This is a genomic window from Microcystis sp. M061S2 (genome assembly GCF_020245605.1).
Lineage (GTDB): Bacteria > Cyanobacteriota > Cyanobacteriia > Cyanobacteriales > Microcystaceae > Microcystis.
This window is the reverse complement of the sequence record NZ_JADBUP010000078.1, coordinates 74,263-93,593: the sequence shown is the minus strand read 5'-3', so window position 1 is coordinate 93,593 and position 19,331 is coordinate 74,263. Positions and strand designations below refer to the sequence as shown.

Sequence of the window (19,331 nt, the reverse complement as noted above, 5' to 3'; positions counted from 1 at the left end):
TAAAAATAACCATAATTGGTAATTCACCCAAAATACTTTTTACTCTTTTCGTCCGACTGGCGGTTTCTTCTATACTTATTTTGATAAAAAAATACCGAGTTCTGGGTTAACACACTAGATCATTAAATCTCTGACAGTCTCCTCTATTTCTCCCAAGTTATTTGGATTGTTGCTGCCATCGAGATATATTTTGAATCGTAAGTTATAATTACTATAATCTCATTTCTCTTTCTGATCAGGTTCGAGGTTTTATAGTTTTTAACAGCTACAAGCATTAATACTCATGGCATAAGTGAGATGCTCCCTATTGCCAACGGACAGAAGGCGATCGAAAACCGACTAACCAGCATGGAAAACGGACAGAAGAATTTAGAGTTAGGGCAGTCGGGAATTAAAGGCGATATCCGAACCCTAGACGCAAAGATAGAGGGTTTAAGCTGCAAGCAGATCGAGTTAAAGTTATAGAGAACGCGACGGGGAAAACCACCGCTCTCGCCGAAAAAGTCGGGGAACTGAAAAACTGGAAACAGATCGGGGTAGTGGTGATCACCGCTTCGCTCAGTTCGATCTAGTCCTAGGTTTTAAAAATTACCCAAGAAGACAGGTAATAATTATCCCCAAAATACTCTAGGGAGTAACCTAAATAACCAACCCCAAAAAAACTCTCTGCTACACTTGAGTCAGTAGATGCACCCTGATGAAAAAGGAGAGTCAAAGAAAGCTCTCCTTTTTTTTTTGAGAAAGCAATCCGGGGGGATTTAGCCGCGGTTAGCAGGTAATTTCGCCTTGCGCGCCATGTCTTTGAAACCATTCAAACTTGGACCGGGGCGACGGCGAGACATACTAGGAGTAATCAAGTATTTTGTCGCAAATTCCACTTCTTGCGGCTCTACTTTACCGTTAGTAGCGGCTAAGGGTGTCGGTGCGCTCACAGGAGCGGCGGGAGTTTCTTTTGCTTGCTTTTCTTTCTTAACAGAAGTTTTTTTGTTTTTTTTCTCAGCTACAGGGGCGGGAGCAGACTCGACAGCAGGGGCGGGCGCTTCCACAACAGGTGGGGCTGCTGCCGTGGTTGCTGTCGCTTTTTGTTCACCATCGGTTTCTTTTAGTTCTAGGTAAAAGTCAGATTTTTTGCCACCAAAGAGATTTTTTAACATCGGGGATCACTCCGAGAGTTGGGAAAATGTAAAAGACTAAGTATTTTAAAATTTATCATTGACCGGGATCAGGCAGCAAACAAGATTATTGTCTTGGTGATTTGCCTCAAATTTTCATCTATTTTTCTCTGGATAATCCCTACCAGAGAAAGGTTTTAAAAACAAGTTAAATTTACAAAAATTAACAAAAATCAAGGATGAGAAACCCCGACGCAAACAATGGCAAAAACTGCTAGAGACGTTGCTGACAACGTCTCTAGATTATTTATTAGGGATTTGGTCGGATTTAGCCGGCCGCGGGTACACGGCTACCGCTAACTCCTGGAACAGGACCACGACGAATGTTGGTTTCCGCTTCGATGGGAACGAATTCAATATGATTGAGGAGGGTAGTAACGAAAGCAAAGAGTAAAAAAGGCAAAGAGAGGACGACGACTAACCCCACGGTAGCGAGGGCGAAAATTTGTCTAGTGCTACTCCAAAGAGCTAGAGTGGAAGCCAGAGTAAGAAAAATAACGATTAACCAAACGATTATTTGTCCGTAAATATCTCCGAAGGTGAGGGTGCAAACCATGCGATAGTTACGAAAATCCTTATCCATAACAGTAAACCCGTAGATAGTCAGTTATTGTTTTAGGGTAAGTCTATAATTGTCAGCTTGGTCAATATTTAAAGGTTTTTATAAACACTTGTTGATAAATCTTTACAATTCTGCGCCGAGCGGGTAGCCAAATCTAGAGGTAAGAGCGGTATTGTTTGGTTGCCCTTCCGGAAAACTAAGTTGATATTATAAGAATTGCTAAGAATTGCTAAGAATTACCAAAAAACTGGCCAAAATTTCGGCGAACGCTCTTTACAATTAAGTTAGAAAGGCAAGGAGGAGCAAGCCTAATGAAAACTTTTGTTGAGCGTTATTGGTCTTGGTTTAATTGGACAACCTTAGCCATGGTTGTTCTTGGTTTCTGGTTAAGTGCCAGTTTCGTCATCGATTTAATCATTATCCCCAGCTTATCCGTAGCTGGCATGATGACACAAAATGGCTTTGCCAGTGCCGGTTACTTGTTATTTGGCATTTTTAACCATCTGGAATTAGTTTGTGCGGCGATTGTGCTGTGTAGCTTTGTTGTCTTCCACCGCTATCATACCTTAATCCATCTCCCCGAACATCGATCGCTCCTATTCGCCGGTGTTCTCTTAGTAATCACCCTAATTTACACCTATTTTCTCACTCCCAATCTGAGCGCCATGGGTTTACTGGCTCCCGTTACCGCGTCGGGAATGTCGGGAGAAATGATGTCCTTGCAGATTGGTTACTGGTTTCTAGAAGTGGTTAAAGGTTTAATCGCTTTTACCCTGTTGCGCTGGTGTTGGCGAGATGCCTTTAAGTTAGCTTAACTATTAGCGGCAATATCGCGGTTATCTGAATAGTGAGGTAAGAAGCTTTCGGTATTAGGGAATAGGCAATCTTACGGCTTTTTCCCCCTTCCCTAGTCCAGTCTTAACCGGTGTTTAGATGTGCCGGCAGCTTACCCCAAAGCAGACCAAACTTCTAACTTACTGACCACGCGACGAATCACCTCATCGGTAAACTCACTCATGGTCATTTGGCCCCCTAAATCGGGGGTTTTTTTGCCCTCGTGAATAGTTTCAAAGACACTTTCATAAATTGCCCTAGAAGCTTTACGCGCTTCGCTAGTTTCGATATAACCTAACAAAGCTGCCGAGGCTAAAATCATCGCCATGGGATTAGCGATATTTTTGCCCTCTAAAGCCGGGGCCGTGCCGTGGGGAGCTTCTGCCATAATAGTTTTAACCGCTAAGGTCTCCTCATCAAATCCCAAAACTAAACTTTCGGCCCCGGCAATACTGCCATAGAGTTGCAAGACAAAATCCGATAATAAATCGCCATCGCGATTAAGTGCCGGAATCACCAAAGCTTCGCCGTCGGTTTGTAAAAGTAGGGCAAAAGTTGCATCAATTAACAGGGGTTGATAACGCACTTCCGGATGTCTTCGGGCCGCCGCGTCTAATTCCTCTTTAAACATCCCTTCGTAGGTGGCACTAACGGTGAATTTTGGGCCGCCAAATACCCGCGCCCCGGTTTTTTTGGCCTGTTGAAAGGTAAACTCGGCCACGGCGCGACTGGTAGCTCTAGAAATGCGCGAGGTGCGATAGGCAATTTCATCGCCGGTGGCAGTGGTTTCTCGCCATTCTTTGGCCCCGTAGGCATCATCAACGGCCATGCGGACAATGGCAATGGGAGAATAAACGCCCCCAATCGGACGAATGCCGGGGATACGGCGACCGATGCGGAGAATTACCTGAGAATTCATTGCTTCTCTTAAAATAGCGTTAGGACTGCCCACATCTCCTTTAATTTCTGGGGTAATGGTGGCAGCTTTGAGAGCTAATCCGGTTTTTAGAGTCGCTTCGGCGGCCTCATGAACCACTTGATTGTTACTCTGGCGACGTTGGGCTAAACTAAGATCAAAATCGGCAAAGTTAAGCGATTGACGAATTATCGAGGGTTGCAATACTCTCAGGGCTTCTAGTAATAGTTCTTCTCCAGTTTGGTCGCCGTGCATGACCACAATGGTGGGGATATTTTCAGTCATAATTTTTGAGTTTTAATAAAAATTTTCGAGTATATGTTAATGCTTAATTGGCTGGTTAATTGGCTAAAAAAGATACTTTTTACCTTAATTAATTCTGTAATTTTATCAATCTTGCAGAAAAAGATATATAATACCAAATCTGGTTATTAAAAACCGATTATTTATTCTCCCTTTTGCATAAGTGCCTCTTGCATGAGTGCCTCTTGCCTTAAACCCTAATTAATATTATGCCCGATCGCTAATTAAATTAGCAATCGGGCAGTGGTGAGAATTAATGGCTCTCCCAGGTTTGGTGGGTAAAATGTATTCTAAGATACATTCCTCCTAGCGAGGGGGTGGAACGAACCACAAAGACACAAAGGACACAAAGATCGATCGATCATATTGTAAGTTAAACTCATCACACAGAACCTAGAAGAGCCAATTAATTAACCCAAGATTTAGAAAGCTTGTTCAACTTCGGCAATTTCGGGAATCACTTCCCGGAGACGACGTTCGATGCCCATTTTTAGGGTCATGGTGGAACTGGGACAGGAACCGCAAGCACCTTGAAGACGCAGTTTGACGACTGGCCCGTCGATTTCGACTAATTCCACGTTACCACCATCCGCCATCAGGTAGGGGCGCATTTCATCTAAAACTTGTTCGACGTTATCAGGAGTCAGTGTTAAAGACATAATCAGCTTCTGGTCAGAGATTTATTACAGTGTAGTTACTTCGATCCTAACGCTTTTTGGGCGGGGATAACCCTTAAGATTCTAAAAGCTGCAGATTGATAAAAGTAAATTCTGTGGTGGATTTTTCGCCCCCCGCGTCGATTGCGTTAATCACTTGACAGGAGGGTAAATAATAATTACCGATTTTTTCGTAGGTTTCCTTAAAGTCACGTTTTCCCTTTAATTCATCGGTTTTAGCATTGCGGAAAATGGCATTATAGCGAATAGAAATATAACCTTCTCCCGTATCGAGACTTTCCTCGGTATTAATAGTAAAAGCCATCGGTCCCATGACTCGACTGACTTGACAGATTTCCTGGCCGCGGACCTTATAATTAGACCCCATCGCATCGCCGGTGACAAGAATTTCTACTGCACCGGTGGGATCATCTTGCCCGAAATTAAACTGGTTTTTGCCGTGGGAAGCCTCAAAATTGCCTCTTTTACGGTGAGTAACGATGTCGCGCATTTGATTATAGATACTTTCTTGCACTTTCTCGTCATCAATGCCCGTTACTTCCACACTATAATCGGCATTAACTTGAATTTTGCCCGTATGGACTTCCTCTCCTTGGGTGAGGATAATATCAGCAGTGTAACCGGGGAATCCTTCATCCCAAGTGTAACGGTTTTCGTAGGCGGAGCGGAAAATATCTCGGGCGTTCGTCGTGGCTACAGTCATAATCGCTTTACTTGTGTTGATAACTCCATTTATATCATTGTCGCTGATTTTTTCGCCTCTGGCCGAGATTTCTAGAAAACTAGATGAATTCCACAGCTTAGGGAAAAGTCAGTTAGAATGGGTCAATGACCAGTCCCTTGCTCGATTGCCATAAATCTAAATAAGCAAAAAATAAACATGAGCAATTATGACAAAATTAAGTCCAAAAGTTACCGCAATTATTCGTTCTGGTGAACAACAAGGATATGTAGGTGAATGCGTGGAAATTTCGATTGTCACCCAGGGAAATACCTTAGATGAGGTGGTTAATAATCTCCAAGAAGCCATTTTACTGCATTTAGAGGGAGAAGACCCCAGGGAGTTCGGTCTAGTTGCCAAACCTTCTCTACAGATTATATTTGAGTTACAGCCAGAATATGCCTAAGCTGAAACAACTATCCGGCAAAGACATTATCAAAATTCTTGATCGATTTGGTTTTACTATTCATAGTCAACGAGGAAGTCACATAAAATTGCGTCGTGTCATCTCGGAGAGAAAGGAGACTTTAACTATTCCCAATCATCGGCAACTTGATCCTGGAACCTGTTACGCTATTTTTAGGCAAGCAAGTCAATATATTCCAGAATCAGAGCTTTATCCTTACTTCTATGACTTATAGAAAAAGTTAGGTAGTTGCTCCGGGCGTATCCCGATAGTATTTGATGATCAAAAAATCGGGCTAAAATAGAAAAAACTCACCCTCAGCGACCAAGGCGATGGCAGAAGAAACAGCGAAAATCAAGCTTTATCGGAAAACCTATCAACTTCCCCAACTAAATCGCCCCGATTTATTGGTTTTGCAGGATCAGATTCAAGAAAGACAGCAACTGATTAAAACCGGAAAACGGGTCCGCAATACATGGCTAGGATTGAGGAAAAAAGAAGAACCCCTCAATTTCGAGGAAACTTTTCAAGAATTGGAAAGATTAGTCAAGGACTATAACCAGTTAATCAGATTTCTCACCGACCATAAGGATGAATACCGGCGGTTTTTCCAGTCACTGACCGAGGAAATCAAGGAGGCAGTGGCGGTTAAATGCCAGAAATTGGCAGAAACAGAGCGAAAACGCCAATCTTTGGAGAATAGCATCGGCTCGGCCGACCTGCGAGATACCCTGAGACTACAGAAACAGCAGATTTTCCGCACTGTGATTCTTGTTGGTCGCGCCAGCTTGCTCATGCTCAAGAAAATCGACCTAATCAGCGAAAGTATCCAGAAATTAGCTGAAGATCAGGATACACAAAAACAGGTTTTCTCGAAAATGATCGGCGAGTTGAACGGGTACAAACAAGTGTATCAGTTGCAGCTGGAGTTAGATAGTCTGGAAAAAGAAGCGATCGAAATGGCCAAAGTAGCCATTAATCTAGAACAATACCTAAAACCAATTATCGGGCAGTTTCAAGGCTTAATCGATCGAGTAGTGACCATTGACGGGGAACTTTCCCGCAGTGTCAGCGAAGTGGAATCCCTCGTCCAGAACATTCTTAGTTCCGAATCGGCCGTATCTTTCCGCAAAAACGAGAATCTATCGGCTAGTTTGCTCAATTTCCTCGTCACCAGCGAAGAAAAGCGCGGCCGTTTAGCGATCGCATTAGAGCGAGCCGAGCAGGAAGGATGGCAATGGACAGACGTGGAAATCCCCGACGAGGAAATCGAACTGGAAACCGCCATTCAACGCATCAACAACCATGTAATCGAGAGAGTCGGGAATTTTATCACCTCCGTCGTCGGTGATTCTCCTATTCCTCCCCCTCCTAAACTGGGGACATTACTAGGCAATAAAACTCCTTCTTCTCCATCAGATTGGATGATTCCATCTAAATCTGCTCAACCAGAGACACCCCTAGACAATAAAACTTCATTTACCGAAAACCTACCCAATGGGATAACACTAGAGATGGTGAGCTTACCAGCAGGTCAATTTCTCATGGGATCTCCTGACTATGAATCTAAAAAGCCTCCACACCAAGTTAAAGTCAACAGTTTTGCGATTGGTAAATATCCAGTCACTCAGGCACAATATGAAGCGGTAATGGGAACCAATCCCTCTAAGTTTCAAAACAATCCCCAAAATCCGGTAGAAAAGGTTAGTTGGAACGATGCTCAAGCCTTTTGTCAGAAATTGAGTCAAATAACCGGGAAAACCTATCGCCTACCGACAGAAGCGGAATGGGAATATGCTTGTCGTGCGGGAACTACTACTCGCTATTATTTCGGTGATGATGCTAATCAGTTAGGAGATTACGCTTGGCATAAAGGAAATTCTCAGGCTAAAACTCATCCTGTGGGCCAGAAAAAGCCCAATGCTTGGGGACTGTATGACATGATTGGCAATGTTTTCGAGTGGTGCGAAGACAATTCGGCCTATAACTATATCGGAGCGCCGACGGATGGCAGTGCTTGGCTGACAGATGAGCATGATTATCCAAGACTGCGGGGCGGTTCTTGGTGCTGCGATCCCTTTTTCTGCCGTTCTGCTTACCGCAGCAACTATGTCCGCGACGGCTACAGCAACGTCGACGGTTTTCGGGTGGTGTGCGGTGCTGGGAGGACTCTGTAATCCTTTTACCCTTTTTACCCTTTTTACCCTTTTTCTCTTTTTCTCTTTTTCCCGCCTAGCGGCGGGTCGATTTTTTTTTTGAGAAAATTGAGGTAGCATGAGTAGAAAACGGGTTTCTCGGAGAAACCGGTTTTCTGTGGGTTACTCAAGGGATTTAGGATAATTTGTAGTTTGAGTTAAGGTTCGTAGTTGCGCTTTAGCACTTCATGTTGTCCGCACTACAGTAACGGCAAATTTGGCTTCAGCGTCCAGAAAGAAATCTATGAGAGTCTCCGTGACACGAGAGAATATAATAGTGAAGTGTGGAAAAAGTTCGGCGATCACATCGGCTGGAAAAAAGGAGAAAATTGCTTGTCTTACTCTGACCTAATCTTTAACAAGAATGCTCCCAAAGCTCATTTCCTTATTTGTATTTTTCACATTTTTTCAAAAAAATGGTAGATAAACAACTGAAAACTGTTATCTGGATTGGAGCATCAAAAAAGGAGCTATTAGAATTTCCTGAAGAGGTTATTGATGAAGTTGGCTATATTCTTTATCGTGTTCAGAACAATCAGAATCATCCTAACATCAAAGCCTTAAAGGGCTTTAATGGTGTTTTTGAAATAGTCAGCGATTATCAAACCGATACCTATAGAACAGTTTATGCCATCAAACTAAGCAATGCTATTTTTATTCTCCATGCCTTTCAGAAAAAATCAAAATCGGGGATTAAAACACCAAAACAAAATGTTAATCTAATCAAAGAACGCCTAAAAAAAGCACAGGAGATCGCAAAAGAGTAACAATAAATAACAAAAAGGAGATAAATGATTATGACAGAATATACTATTAGTTCGGGAAACATTTTTGAAGACTTAGGCTTTGCTAATGCAGAAGAAAAACTCGCTAAAGTCAAGCTGGCTTCAGTGATTTACGATCTGATTACTGAACAAGAATTAAGCGAGCAGGAGGTCAGTCAAATTTTGGGGATTGACGAGGCTAAAATTTCTAACTTAAAAAATGGCAGATTGCAAAAATTTTCTCTTGAGCAGATGTTTGACTTTCTAGTAGCATTAGGTCAGAAGATAGAAATCTTAGTAACTCCCCAAGCCTTAGCAAACTCTAGTTTAAGTATCCAGGTCATGTATCGAAATCAATCCTAATCTAAGCGCAATCGCCGATCTCGTAAGGTGCGTTAATGTTAATGTAACGCACCTCAACTAACCTATTTTAGCTAATCCTTGTAGTAAAATAAAACAGGACACTCGACTTAACCCTTAACCTTACAAAAGTCATCATGAATATTCAACTAAAACCCAATCAAGAACAATTTATCCAAAAACAGTTAAAAAGTGGCAGATTTAATAATTCAGAACAAGTCATAGATACCGCTTTTTACTTGCTAGAAATCCTCGATGAAGATTACTTACAATGGGTAGAAGAAACTCGTCAAAAAATTGACGTTGCCATAGCAGAATTAGATAATGGAGAGGGATTAGATGGAGAAAAAGTCATAAATGATATACTCGAAAAATTTAAAAAAGCGCAACAAAAATAATTATGACTCGTTATATTATTGCGCCTTCAGCCAGTCAAGATTTAAACAAGATTGCCGATTATTTTTTAGTAGTAAATATTGAAGCAGGTGAAAAACTATTCAGAAAATTTTACGAAAAGTGTCAACAATTAGTACAATTTCCCAAGTTAGGACGCAGCTATAGTCATATTAAACCATCCTTGAGAGGTTTACCTTTAGATGGATATATTATTTTCTATCGAGTAATTAATGAAACGGTGGAAATTTTAAGAATTGTTAATGGTCGTCAAGATTTAGATGCTTTATTCTCTGAGATCAAATAAAGGTTGAATGATGCAATTACCTGTAGGAGAAAAAGAACGACTGAAAAAAGCACAGGAGATCGCAAAAGAGCAACAATAAATACCAAAAAGGAGATAAATGATTATGACAGAATATACTATTATTTCGGGAAACATTTTTGAAGACTTAAGTAGCTAGGCAGAATTAAACTTAAAACAGTGAGTTTCGTATCCTCCTTTTTGAGCGCGAGCTTCGATCCCTTGTTTAACAGTGAGCGCTAAATCGTACTCATCGGGAAAAATTTGACCTGCCAGTTCATGAGTTTTTAATTGATGCCATTCAATTTAAATAAGATTCATTTCAGAGGAATATTTGGGCAGTTGAAAGAAAAATAATCCTTGCTGCTGCCACTTATCCCAATACTCTCTGACTTGCTTAAGTAGCTGGTTATAATTAAGTTAAAAATGAATTTTAGGTTCGATTCCCCCTTAATCCCCCCTTGATAAGGGGGTGAGCTGACAACTTTTAACGCCTACCTACTTATGTCTTTAGCTTAACTTTACTAGCGCAAACCTTTTAACTTTTTTGTCCTTTACTAAGCAGTGTAACTCGATCTCATCAGACGTTATACAATAAATCTTGTCCCTCGATCGCATTGTCCCATGACTACCCCCTTCACTGCCGCAGAAATTGCCTCAGAAGGCATCAAACCCGAAGAATACGAAGAAATAGTCAAAAGACTGGGAAGACACCCCAACAAAGCCGAATTAGGAATGTTTGGCGTGATGTGGTCGGAACACTGCTGTTATAAAAACTCCCGGCCGCTGCTCAAACAATTCCCCACCACCGGCGAAAAAATTCTCGTTGGACCGGGGGAAAATGCCGGCGTAGTGGATTTAGGCGATGGATTGCGATTAGCCTTTAAAATCGAGTCCCATAATCATCCTTCTGCGGTGGAACCGTTCCAAGGTGCCGCTACTGGAGTCGGAGGCATCCTGCGCGATATTTTTACCATGGGGGCTCGGCCCATTGCTATCCTCAACTCCCTCCGTTTTGGTAACTTGCAAGATGCCCGCAATCGTCGCATTTTTGCCGGAGTCGTGGAGGGAATAAGTCATTATGGCAATAGTGTCGGCGTTCCCACGGTGGGCGGTGAGATATACTTTGATAATGCCTACAATGGCAATCCCCTAGTTAATGCCATGGCTTTAGGGCTAATGGAAACCGAGGAAATCGTCAAATCCGGGGCAAAAGGCCTGGGAAACCCGGTTTTATACGTTGGTTCTACCACCGGCCGCGACGGTATGGGAGGGGCGAGTTTTGCCAGCGCCGAATTAACCGATAAATCTATGGATGACCGGCCCGCAGTGCAAGTGGGCGACCCTTTTCTGGAAAAATCCCTGATAGAAGCTTGTTTAGAGGCATTTAAGACCGGTGCGGTGGTGGCGGCCCAGGATATGGGGGCTGCCGGGATCACCTGTTCTACCTCCGAGATGGCGGCCAAGGGAGGGGTGGGAATTGAATTAGACCTCGATAAAATCCCCGTCCGGGAAACTGGGATGGTCCCCTACGAATATCTGCTATCGGAATCCCAAGAAAGAATGTTATTTGTGGCAGCATCGGGACGAGAAGGCGAATTAATCGAGATTTTTCATCGTTGGGGACTTCAGGCTGTGGTCGCCGGCCAGGTAATTGCAGAACCGATCGTCCGTATATTATTTAAAGGGGAAATTGCCGCCGAAATTCCTGCCACGGCCCTAGCGGATAATACTCCGATTTATCATCGGGAATTACTAACAGAACCGCCAGAATACGCCCAAAAAGCTCAATTATGGGAAGATGCTACTATTCCTATTCCCGAATCCCATAACGAGATTTTATTAAAACTGCTGGATAGTCCCTCGATTGCCTCAAAACGCTGGGTTTATCGTCAATATGATCATCAAGTCCAGAATAACACTGTTATTCTCCCCGGGGGAGCCGATGCGGCCGTGATTCGCGTGCGTCCTCTGGGTGCTAATCCCGCAAATTCTCGGCGAGGTGTAGCGGCGACTACAGATTGTAATCCGCGATACGTTTATCTTGATCCCTATAACGGAGCTAAGTTGGCCGTGGCCGAAGCGGCCAGAAACCTTAGCTGTGTTGGTGCTGATCCCATTGCTGTCACGGATAATCTCAATTTCGGAAGTCCAGAGAATTCAATCGGTTATTGGCAATTAGCCACTGCTTGTCAGGGTATTGCCGAAGCTTGTCGGGAAATGAATACACCAGTAACTGGGGGTAATGTCTCTTTGTACAACGAAACCGTTGATGCAGCTGGCAGCCCCCAGTCTATTTATCCGACTCCCGTGATTGGTATGGTGGGATTAGTGCCGGATATCGGGCAAATTTGCGGCCAAGGTTGGCAAAAAGCGGGGGATTTAATCTATATTTTGGGTTTTTCCTTGCCAACTATCGGCGCATCGGAGTATTTAGCCGTTATTCACGGTTTGGTGACGGGAAAACCGCCGGTAATTGATTTTGAGTTAGAAAGAAAGGTACAAGCGGCCTGTCGTCGGGGAATTCGCGCCGGTTGGGTGAAATCTGCCCACGATTGCGCGGAGGGGGGTTTAGCCACTGCTCTGGCAGAATGCTGTATTAGTGGCCAATTAGGGGCAGAAATTGACCTTTCTTGGCAGCATCAAGGCCGTTTTGACGCGGTGTTATTCGGGGAATTAGCTAGTTGCATTATCGTCTCCGTTTCCCCCGAAAATCAGCAAGATTGGGAAGAATATCTAAAGACACAATTGGGAGACTATTGGCAAATAACCGGCAAAGTTAGCGAAAAAAGCGATAATCTTTTAATTCTTGACCAGAATAAACAACCGGCGATCGATGTTAGTCTAGAAACTGTACAGCAAGTTTGGTCAAAAGCGATCGAAAGAAGACTGTAATCTTGAGGCCGTCAGCTAGATAAGATGGCCGATTATATCGGTAAATAAAGGCTGATAGCTCATAAATAAATCGTTAAAAGAAGATTAAGATCGGTTAAGATTTTGTTACCAAAGTATTCTGCAGCCCCAACCCTCCCATGTCTAGCCATCCCGACTCATCTGTATCTTTTGCCAGTGTCGATAAGCCTGAAGAAGCCTGTGGAGTTTTTGGACTCTATGCCCCCGAGGAAGAAGTAGCAAAACTGACCTACTTCGGACTCTATGCCCTGCAACACCGAGGACAGGAATCGGCAGGTATTGCCACCTACGACGGGGAAACGGTGCATTGTTACAAAGAAATGGGCTTAGTTTCCCAAGTTTTTAGCGAAACTGTCCTTAAAACCTTGCCCGGTACTCACGCCGTCGGTCATACTCGTTACTCTACCACCGGTTCTAGCCGTCGGGCCAATGCCCAACCTGCTGTGATCGAAAGCCGTTTAGGTAAACTTTCCCTAGCACATAACGGCAATTTAGTCAATACTTTTGAGTTAAGAAATGTATTAGAAAAGCGCGGTTGCGATCTCGTCACCACCACCGACTCGGAAATGATCGCCGTCGCTATCGGCCAGGAAGTGGATAGTGGCAAGGATTGGATACAAGCGGCGATCGATGCCTTTAGCTATTGTAGCGGGGCTTATAGCCTTGTTATCGGCACACCGACGGGAATTATCGGGGCGCGGGATCCCAATGGTGTCAGACCCTTAGTAATTGGGGTTTTGCAAGAAGAAGGCAATCCCCCTCGTTATGTTTTAGCTTCGGAAACCTGCGGATTAGATATTATTGGGGCCGATTATCTGCGGGATGTGCAGCCGGGGGAATTAGTTTGGATTAGTGAAGATGGCTTATCTTCGGTGGATTGGGCCATGAAACCGGAGAAAAAATTATGCGTTTTCGAGATGATTTATTTTGCTCGTCCCGATAGCATTGTTCACGAGGAATCTTTATATACTTATCGGGTACGTTTGGGGGAACAATTAGCCAAAGAGTCGCCGGTAGAAGCAGATATGGTGATGGGAGTTCCCGATTCGGGTATTCCAGCGGCGATCGGATTTTCGCGCATTTCTGATATTCCCTACGCGGAAGGATTGATTAAAAATCGTTATGTGGGACGGACTTTTATTCAACCAACCCAACACATGAGAGAGTCGGGGATTAAGATGAAATTGAATCCTTTAAAGGATGTTTTACAGGGAAAAAGAGTTATTATTGTTGATGATTCGATCGTGCGGGGAACCACTAGCCGGAAATTAGTTAAAGCTTTACGCGATGCCGGAGCAAGAGAAGTTCACATGAGAATATCTTCTCCTCCGGTGACTCATCCTTGTTTTTATGGTATTGATACGGACAACCAAGAGCAATTAATTGCGGCAACTAAATCGGTGGCGCAAATTCAGGCACAAATCGGGGTGGATAGTTTAGCTTATCTCAGTCACGATGGGATGTTAACAGCAACGAAAGAAGATCCGAAAACCTTCTGTACTGCCTGTTTTAATGGCGATTATCCGATTCCTGTACCCGATAATGTTAAGCGATCAAAGTTGATTTTAGAAACAGTTAAATAGCCTCACAGCTAAATCCTCTGAAAACAATCGGCAATTTCTTGGGGAGTTAAAAGGAAATTAGGATAACCGGAAAGTTGTCCTAATTTTTGTGCTAATAAAACTGCTTGGGGTGGAGTTAGATAGGTTTTGGCTAAGAGATCGGTTTGATGATAAGCTTGCCGGATTGGGGCATCTAAAAGGATAGTTCCTTGACCCATAATAATTACTCTTTCGGCGTATTCTGGCATTAAATAGAGGTGATGGGTAATCACAATCACCGTTTTGCCCATCTGGTGTAATTGACGACTCACCTCTAAAATTGCCTTAGCTCCTTGGTAATCTTGGCCGGTGGTGGGTTCATCAAACACAACTATACGCGGTTCCATGGCTAAAATTGCCGCAATCACTACCCGCGCTCGATCGCCTTTCGGTAAGGAGAGAGGATGATAGGAGCGATATTCTAGCAATCCCATGGCTTCTAGACTTGCTTTCGTGCGTTGGGTGACGATTTCTGGAGGATAACCGAGATTAGTCAGGGCAAATGATACTTCTTTCTCGACAGTGGTGTTAAAAATCTGATTATCGGGATTTTGGGCTACATAACCGATCGAACGGGCTAAATCACTAACAGAAAAGCTAGTGATCGAACGTCCGTCAATCATAACTTGACCGGTGGTTGCCGAGAGAAGATTGAGAAAATGCTTGACTAAAGTGCTTTTTCCTGCGCCATTTTGACCGATAATCAGCAGATATTCCCCTTCGGCAATATCGAGGGACACATCCCGCAAAGCGGTAGTACCATCAGGATAGGTATGGCAGAGATTTTTAACGCTCAGTAGGGGGTTTAAGGGGTCAGAAACCGATGATAAGGGAGGGTTTGGTGTTATTTGATGGTAAAAGGATTTAAGCTCGTTTAAACGGGCAAAACCTCGGTCTAGGGTGACAGGAATCGACTCGATCTCGCGTAGCGAGCGCGTTGCGACCACCCCGATTTTCTGCTCGATCAAGGCAAAAGTAGTGGCCACCTGCGGGGGACGCAGGGCATTTTCCTGTAAACGTTGTACTTGGGAGTAGATCTCTGCCGGGGTTCCCATGGCTTCGATCGCACCCTCCCTTAATAGTACCAGGCGATCGGCATATTCGGCCATTTCCTCGGCCGCGTGGGAGACCATCACAATCGTGACACCGAGATGGCGATTTAACTCCTTAATGGTGGCGAAAACTTCCTGGGATCCCACCGGATCCAGTTGGGAGGTGGGTTCATCGAGAATTAACAAAGCGGGCTGAACTGCGAGAGCAGCGGCGATCGCTAATCGTTGTTTTTGTCCTCCTGATAATTCCCCCGGCGATTTTTTTTCCATTCCCTCTAACCGCACTGCCGCTAAAACTTTGGGAATGCGCGCTTTAATTTCCTCTCGCGGTAGCCGTAAATTTTCTAAGGTAAAAGCGATTTCATTTTCTATCGAAGTGGCTAAAAGTTGCGTTTCGGGATCTTCAAATACTGCCCCCACATAGCGGGCCAAGGTGCTAACGGGATGGGTTAAAGTATCTAAACCGGCTACCGTTGCATAACCAAAAAAACGCCCTCCGTAAAATTGGGGGACAATACCGTTAAGAGTTAAACAGAGAGTAGTTTTTCCTGCACCTGTGGGCCCGATAATACCTAAAAATTCTCCTCGATGAATTGCTAAAGAGATATTTTTAAGCACTAGATTGGAGGATTCGGGATAAATATAGGAAACTTTCTCTAATTGGGCGATGATTTCCATTATCGGTGGGGAATAGAAGACGGGAGTGGGGTAGATAGGGAGATATTTTTCAGGGAAATTTGAATGAGGGACGCTTCTATAGCGGTAAGCGCTTGAGTGAGATACAGACCAAGCTTTGCCTAGCATGGTTTATAGCTTGTGACACTGTACCTAATACGACTGCACACCGCTATATTTTCCGCTATTTCGATCGATGAACTCGATTATCACACAGGTGGCCCACTACTCTGTGATTTATCCTGCAATTGTACCAGTGACTCCTCGCCCACTCGCAGAAAAACTTAATATTTCTACTCTTGACAAATTTGCTGTAAGGTGCTAACAAAATCGGGGTAGGAAATGCCAGCCGCTTCAGCGCGATGGATAGTGGTGGGTTGACGGGAATTGAGGGCAGCGATCGCTAGACTCATGGCAATGCGATGATCGGTAAAACTGTCCACTTCCGTGCCGAATAGGCCCGTACCGCCGGTAATCTCTAAACCATCGGGTAATTCCCTTACTTTTGCCCCTAGGCGATCGAGTTGGGTGGCCATCACCGTCAGGCGATCGCTTTCCTTCACCCGTAGTTCCTCGGCATCCTTGATAATTGTCGTTCCTTGGGCAAAAACCGCCGCTACTGCCAAAATCGGAATTTCATCGATCAGACGGGGTATAATCTCACCAGCGATCGTGGTTGCCTGTAGTGGACTGGATTTCACCCGCAGATCCGCCACCGGTTCCCCCGTCACCACCCGTTGATTTTCGAGGGTGATATCTGCTCCCATTGCCTGTAAAACCTGTAAAACTCCGGTTCTAGTCGGGTTTATTCCCACATTTTCGATTAATAACTCGGAATTAGGCACAATTGCTCCCGCTACCAACCAAAAGGCCGCCGAACTGATATCCCCCGGTACAATCACCGTTTGTCCAGTTAAAGTGGGATAACCCGTCACCGTGACGCTATTAGTCTCCCCATCCACCTCAATATTTGCCCCAAAAGCGCGCAGCATCCGTTCACTGTGATCGCGAGATAAAGCGGGTTCCGTGATCGTGGTTTTCCCCTCCGTTAACAGTCCAGCGAGGAGAAGACAGGATTTCACCTGTGCAGAAGCGACGGGAGAATAGTAGTGGATCGGTTGCAGAGATTGCCCAGAAACGGCTAAAGGAGCCAAAGAATTGGCTTTTCTGCCCCAAATTTGCGCCCCCATTTCTTTTAGGGGTTTCACCACCCTGGACATGGGACGCGATCGCAGGGAAGCATCACCGGTAACGACAAAAAAACGGTCCCGATGACCGGCCAATAATCCTAACATTAAGCGGATCGTCGTGCCGGAATTGCCCGCGTCGAGGATTTCTAAGGGTTCCTCGAGATTGCCTAAACCCCTACCTTTAACGATCACTTTCTCGCTGTTGAGTTGGGAAATTTCCACACCCATGGCACGAAAACAACTAGCGGTACTGCAGGGATCTTCGCCCAATAATAACCCATGAATAACGGTTTCTCCTTCGGCGATCGCTCCTAACATCAGGGAGCGATGGGATATAGATTTATCGCCTGGGATGGTGATTTTTCCCCGTAATCCCGTGATTTTGGCTGGATCGATGACTAAATCTTGATGGGATTGAAGGGGGTTAAGGGTGACAATAGACATGATCGTTAGGCAGATGAAGACAAGCTCGATCTATTTTCCCCCTTTACCTCGCCCTTTCCTTGTCAAGTTATGTAAAGAATATTAAGCTAGAGTGACAGTTGATTTTCCCAGTGTGACAGGAACGAGGGAAAGGACACAAAGATCGATCGCTCCCGTATTAGGTTAAACTTATCACACCAAGAAACTGATAACTGATAACTGATAACTGATAACTGATAACTGATTATGTCTCGTCGTCAACTGTTGAGTTTTTTAATTGCAGTAATTCTGGCATTTTTTGCCCTTATTCCCGATGCTAACGCTTTGGGTGGCCCCCAACCCCCTTTAAATCAACCGGCACCCGATTTTACCCTACCGACTAACACGGGAGAAGGGAATATTTCCCTATCGGACTATCGGGGTAAATGGGTGGTTTTGTATTTTTATCCCAAGGATTTTACCCCCGGCTGTACCCTAGAAGCGCGGCGTTTTCAGCAGGATTTGCCGAAATATATGGCTAAAAATACGCAAGTTTTAGGGGTAAGTGCCGATGATGTCGATTCTCATGCGGAATTTTGTGACTCGGAGGGGTTAAAATTTCCCTTACTGGCAGATACTACCGGAGATGTTAGTAAAGCCTATGGTTCTTGGATGGGTTATGTTTCCCTGCGTCATACCTATCTTATCGATCCGCAGGGGATTTTAAAAGAGATTTATTTAGGGGTAAATCCTGCCATTCACAGCGCCGAAGTTTTAGCACGTTTAGAGGAATTACAGGCGACTTCTTGAGATAATTGGTCTTGAATCTAGAAATTATTCTGGTCGGTTAGTTACGATGATAAGCTAACTACGGTTTGCATTATCTATAGTCGTTCAATCAATCCTCATTTTCTAGATAATGGCAGCACACTCTGAACAAATGGTTCAATAATTAGACAATCAATACAGACAATAGCTTATGAATGGATCACGAACAAGTTTTCAAGCTGGTTGGTTAAATATAGAGCAGGAATTAGTTTTACTTTTAACAGCAACAATTAATATTAAAGGTATGCCGAAAGCCTATCCAAATGTTCCCGATCAAAGACAGGAAGATTACTATAATTCCCTGAAGTATTATATTAATTTTCATCCTCGTATCAAAAAAATACTATTTGTGGAAAATTCTGGTTGGCCTCTTGATCGATTGCAGGAAACGACTCAAGAAAATCCCCATAACAAACAAATTGAATTTATTTCACTAGATGCCAATGATTTTCCTCGTAATTTTGGCAAAGGTTACGGCGAAACCCTATTAATAGAGCAGGGAATTTTAAAATCAGCACTGGTCAAAGAGTCTTCTTATATTGCCAAGATAACTGGGAGAATTTACCTTCTCAATATGACCGATATTTTAGAGAGGGTTAAAAGTCCCTTTGAGTGTTTATGTGATTTTAAATGGCCGATTTGGCAACAATTACAGAACAAACAAAATAATCCTTCCTATGCGGATACTCGTTTTCTTGTCTTTAGCAAATGCTTTTATGAAAGCTACCTGCAGCCGATGCACAAAAATCATCAGCAGGGGTGTTTTTACAGTGAACATCAATATTATCAAGCTATTAATTTAGCATCACAATCGGCTAATGTTTGTAAAAGGTTTCCCGTTGAACCGAAATTTTCTGGTATTGCGGGACATTTTGGGGGAAAAGACTATAATAGTCGTTCCGAACAGTTGAAATACGCAATTCGTGTCTTGACTCGCCAAACTATGCCTTGGCTATATCTGTAAGCAACTCTTCCCGTCTATGGTATCGACGACAAATAACAATTCCATCGTTCAGAAACATGAAAAAATAAAATGACAAAGCCATCCTTAAAAGTCGGGATT

At 43.8% G+C, this 19,331-nt stretch carries 20 protein-coding genes and 2 pseudogenes; 14 read left to right on the top strand and 8 right to left on the bottom strand.

The window, feature by feature from the left end:
- Nucleotides 1–13: 13 nt before the first annotated feature.
- Nucleotides 14–171, bottom strand: a pseudogene (locus IM475_RS14250) (ISKra4 family transposase); the annotation flags it as partial.
- Between the two features lie 126 nt (nt 172–297).
- Between IM475_RS14250 and IM475_RS22990 the strand changes: the two are divergent.
- Nucleotides 298–572, top strand: a pseudogene (locus IM475_RS22990) (hypothetical protein).
- Nucleotides 573–758: 186 nt separating this feature from the next.
- On the opposite strand, the gene IM475_RS14240 reads toward IM475_RS22990, so the two are convergent.
- Complete coding sequence (locus IM475_RS14240) at nt 759–1,154, bottom strand: hypothetical protein (protein ID WP_287660341.1); 396 nt, start codon at nt 1,152–1,154, stop codon at nt 759–761.
- A 286-nt stretch (nt 1,155–1,440) separates the two neighbouring features.
- Nucleotides 1,441–1,755: a hypothetical protein gene (locus tag IM475_RS14235; RefSeq protein WP_002786368.1), complete on the bottom strand. Its 315-nt coding sequence runs from the start codon at nt 1,753–1,755 to the stop codon at nt 1,441–1,443.
- Between the two features lie 290 nt (nt 1,756–2,045).
- Here IM475_RS14235 and IM475_RS14230 point away from each other — a divergent pair, with 290 nt between their 5' ends.
- Complete coding sequence (locus tag IM475_RS14230) at nt 2,046–2,549, top strand: hypothetical protein (protein ID WP_002798683.1); 504 nt, start codon at nt 2,046–2,048, stop codon at nt 2,547–2,549.
- 131 nt (nt 2,550–2,680) lie between these two features.
- Here IM475_RS14230 and IM475_RS14225 read toward each other — a convergent pair whose 3' ends face one another.
- The 3 genes from IM475_RS14225 to IM475_RS14215 form a co-directional block, all read right to left on the bottom strand.
- On the bottom strand, nt 2,681–3,769 hold the full coding sequence (locus IM475_RS14225) for an isocitrate/isopropylmalate family dehydrogenase (protein WP_287660342.1): 1,089 nt from the start codon (nt 3,767–3,769) through the stop codon (nt 2,681–2,683).
- A gap of 440 nt (nt 3,770–4,209) precedes the next feature.
- Nucleotides 4,210–4,446 carry a NifU family protein gene (locus IM475_RS14220; protein WP_002779291.1) on the bottom strand — a complete coding sequence of 79 codons (237 nt, stop codon included), beginning with the start codon at nt 4,444–4,446 and terminating at the stop codon, nt 4,210–4,212.
- A 73-nt stretch (nt 4,447–4,519) separates the two neighbouring features.
- Nucleotides 4,520–5,167, bottom strand: a complete 648-nt coding sequence (locus tag IM475_RS14215; RefSeq protein ID WP_072927656.1) for a DUF3386 domain-containing protein — start codon at nt 5,165–5,167, stop codon at nt 4,520–4,522.
- A 187-nt stretch (nt 5,168–5,354) separates the two neighbouring features.
- Here IM475_RS14215 and IM475_RS14210 point away from each other — a divergent pair, with 187 nt between their 5' ends.
- From IM475_RS14210 to purF, 10 genes are all read left to right on the top strand, one after another.
- Complete coding sequence (locus IM475_RS14210) at nt 5,355–5,591, top strand: type II toxin-antitoxin system HicB family antitoxin (protein ID WP_002753114.1); 237 nt, start codon at nt 5,355–5,357, stop codon at nt 5,589–5,591.
- On the top strand, nt 5,584–5,826 hold the full coding sequence (locus tag IM475_RS14205) for a type II toxin-antitoxin system HicA family toxin (RefSeq protein WP_002735126.1): 243 nt from the start codon (nt 5,584–5,586) through the stop codon (nt 5,824–5,826). The genes IM475_RS14210 and IM475_RS14205 overlap by 8 nt, the downstream gene beginning before the upstream one ends.
- Nucleotides 5,827–5,923: 97 nt before the next feature.
- Nucleotides 5,924–7,768, top strand: a complete 1,845-nt coding sequence (locus IM475_RS14200; RefSeq protein WP_287727989.1) for an SUMF1/EgtB/PvdO family nonheme iron enzyme — start codon at nt 5,924–5,926, stop codon at nt 7,766–7,768.
- A 189-nt stretch (nt 7,769–7,957) separates the two neighbouring features.
- Nucleotides 7,958–8,209: a GUN4 domain-containing protein gene (locus IM475_RS14195; protein ID WP_287665292.1), complete on the top strand. Its 252-nt coding sequence runs from the start codon at nt 7,958–7,960 to the stop codon at nt 8,207–8,209.
- Nucleotides 8,203–8,553: a type II toxin-antitoxin system RelE/ParE family toxin gene (locus IM475_RS14190; RefSeq protein ID WP_287727988.1), complete on the top strand. Its 351-nt coding sequence runs from the start codon at nt 8,203–8,205 to the stop codon at nt 8,551–8,553. Before IM475_RS14195 ends, IM475_RS14190 begins: the two co-directional genes overlap by 7 nt.
- A gap of 30 nt (nt 8,554–8,583) precedes the next feature.
- Entirely contained in the window at nt 8,584–8,913 is a 330-nt protein-coding gene (locus IM475_RS14185) for a helix-turn-helix domain-containing protein (protein WP_002737427.1), read from the top strand.
- Between the two features lie 134 nt (nt 8,914–9,047).
- On the top strand, nt 9,048–9,308 hold the full coding sequence (locus IM475_RS14180) for a ribbon-helix-helix domain-containing protein (RefSeq protein WP_287658660.1): 261 nt from the start codon (nt 9,048–9,050) through the stop codon (nt 9,306–9,308).
- A 2-nt stretch (nt 9,309–9,310) separates the two neighbouring features.
- The gene (locus IM475_RS14175) at nt 9,311–9,610 is read left to right on the top strand and encodes a type II toxin-antitoxin system RelE/ParE family toxin (protein WP_287658661.1); all 300 of its coding nucleotides are present in this window, start codon (nt 9,311–9,313) and stop codon (nt 9,608–9,610) included.
- 621 nt (nt 9,611–10,231) lie between these two features.
- Nucleotides 10,232–12,502 (top strand): phosphoribosylformylglycinamidine synthase subunit PurL, encoded by a 2,271-nt coding sequence (gene purL, locus IM475_RS14170; RefSeq protein WP_287727987.1) that lies wholly within the window; start codon nt 10,232–10,234, stop codon nt 12,500–12,502.
- A gap of 137 nt (nt 12,503–12,639) precedes the next feature.
- Nucleotides 12,640–14,103 carry an amidophosphoribosyltransferase gene (gene purF / locus IM475_RS14165; protein WP_287658663.1) on the top strand — a complete coding sequence of 488 codons (1,464 nt, stop codon included), beginning with the start codon at nt 12,640–12,642 and terminating at the stop codon, nt 14,101–14,103.
- Between the two features lie 8 nt (nt 14,104–14,111).
- Here purF and IM475_RS14160 read toward each other — a convergent pair whose 3' ends face one another.
- A complete protein-coding gene (locus tag IM475_RS14160; protein ID WP_287727986.1) occupies nt 14,112–15,851 on the bottom strand; it encodes an ABC transporter ATP-binding protein in 1,740 nt (579 codons plus the stop codon).
- Nucleotides 15,852–16,141: 290 nt separating this feature from the next.
- On the bottom strand, nt 16,142–17,482 hold the full coding sequence (aroA, locus tag IM475_RS14155; RefSeq protein ID WP_287727985.1) for a 3-phosphoshikimate 1-carboxyvinyltransferase: 1,341 nt from the start codon (nt 17,480–17,482) through the stop codon (nt 16,142–16,144).
- A 225-nt stretch (nt 17,483–17,707) separates the two neighbouring features.
- Here aroA and IM475_RS14150 point away from each other — a divergent pair, with 225 nt between their 5' ends.
- Complete coding sequence (locus IM475_RS14150; protein ID WP_024970938.1) at nt 17,708–18,250, top strand: peroxiredoxin; 543 nt, start codon at nt 17,708–17,710, stop codon at nt 18,248–18,250.
- A gap of 169 nt (nt 18,251–18,419) precedes the next feature.
- Entirely contained in the window at nt 18,420–19,232 is an 813-nt protein-coding gene (locus tag IM475_RS14145) for a hypothetical protein (protein ID WP_287658667.1), read from the top strand.
- The last annotated feature ends 99 nt before the right edge of the window (nt 19,233–19,331 follow it).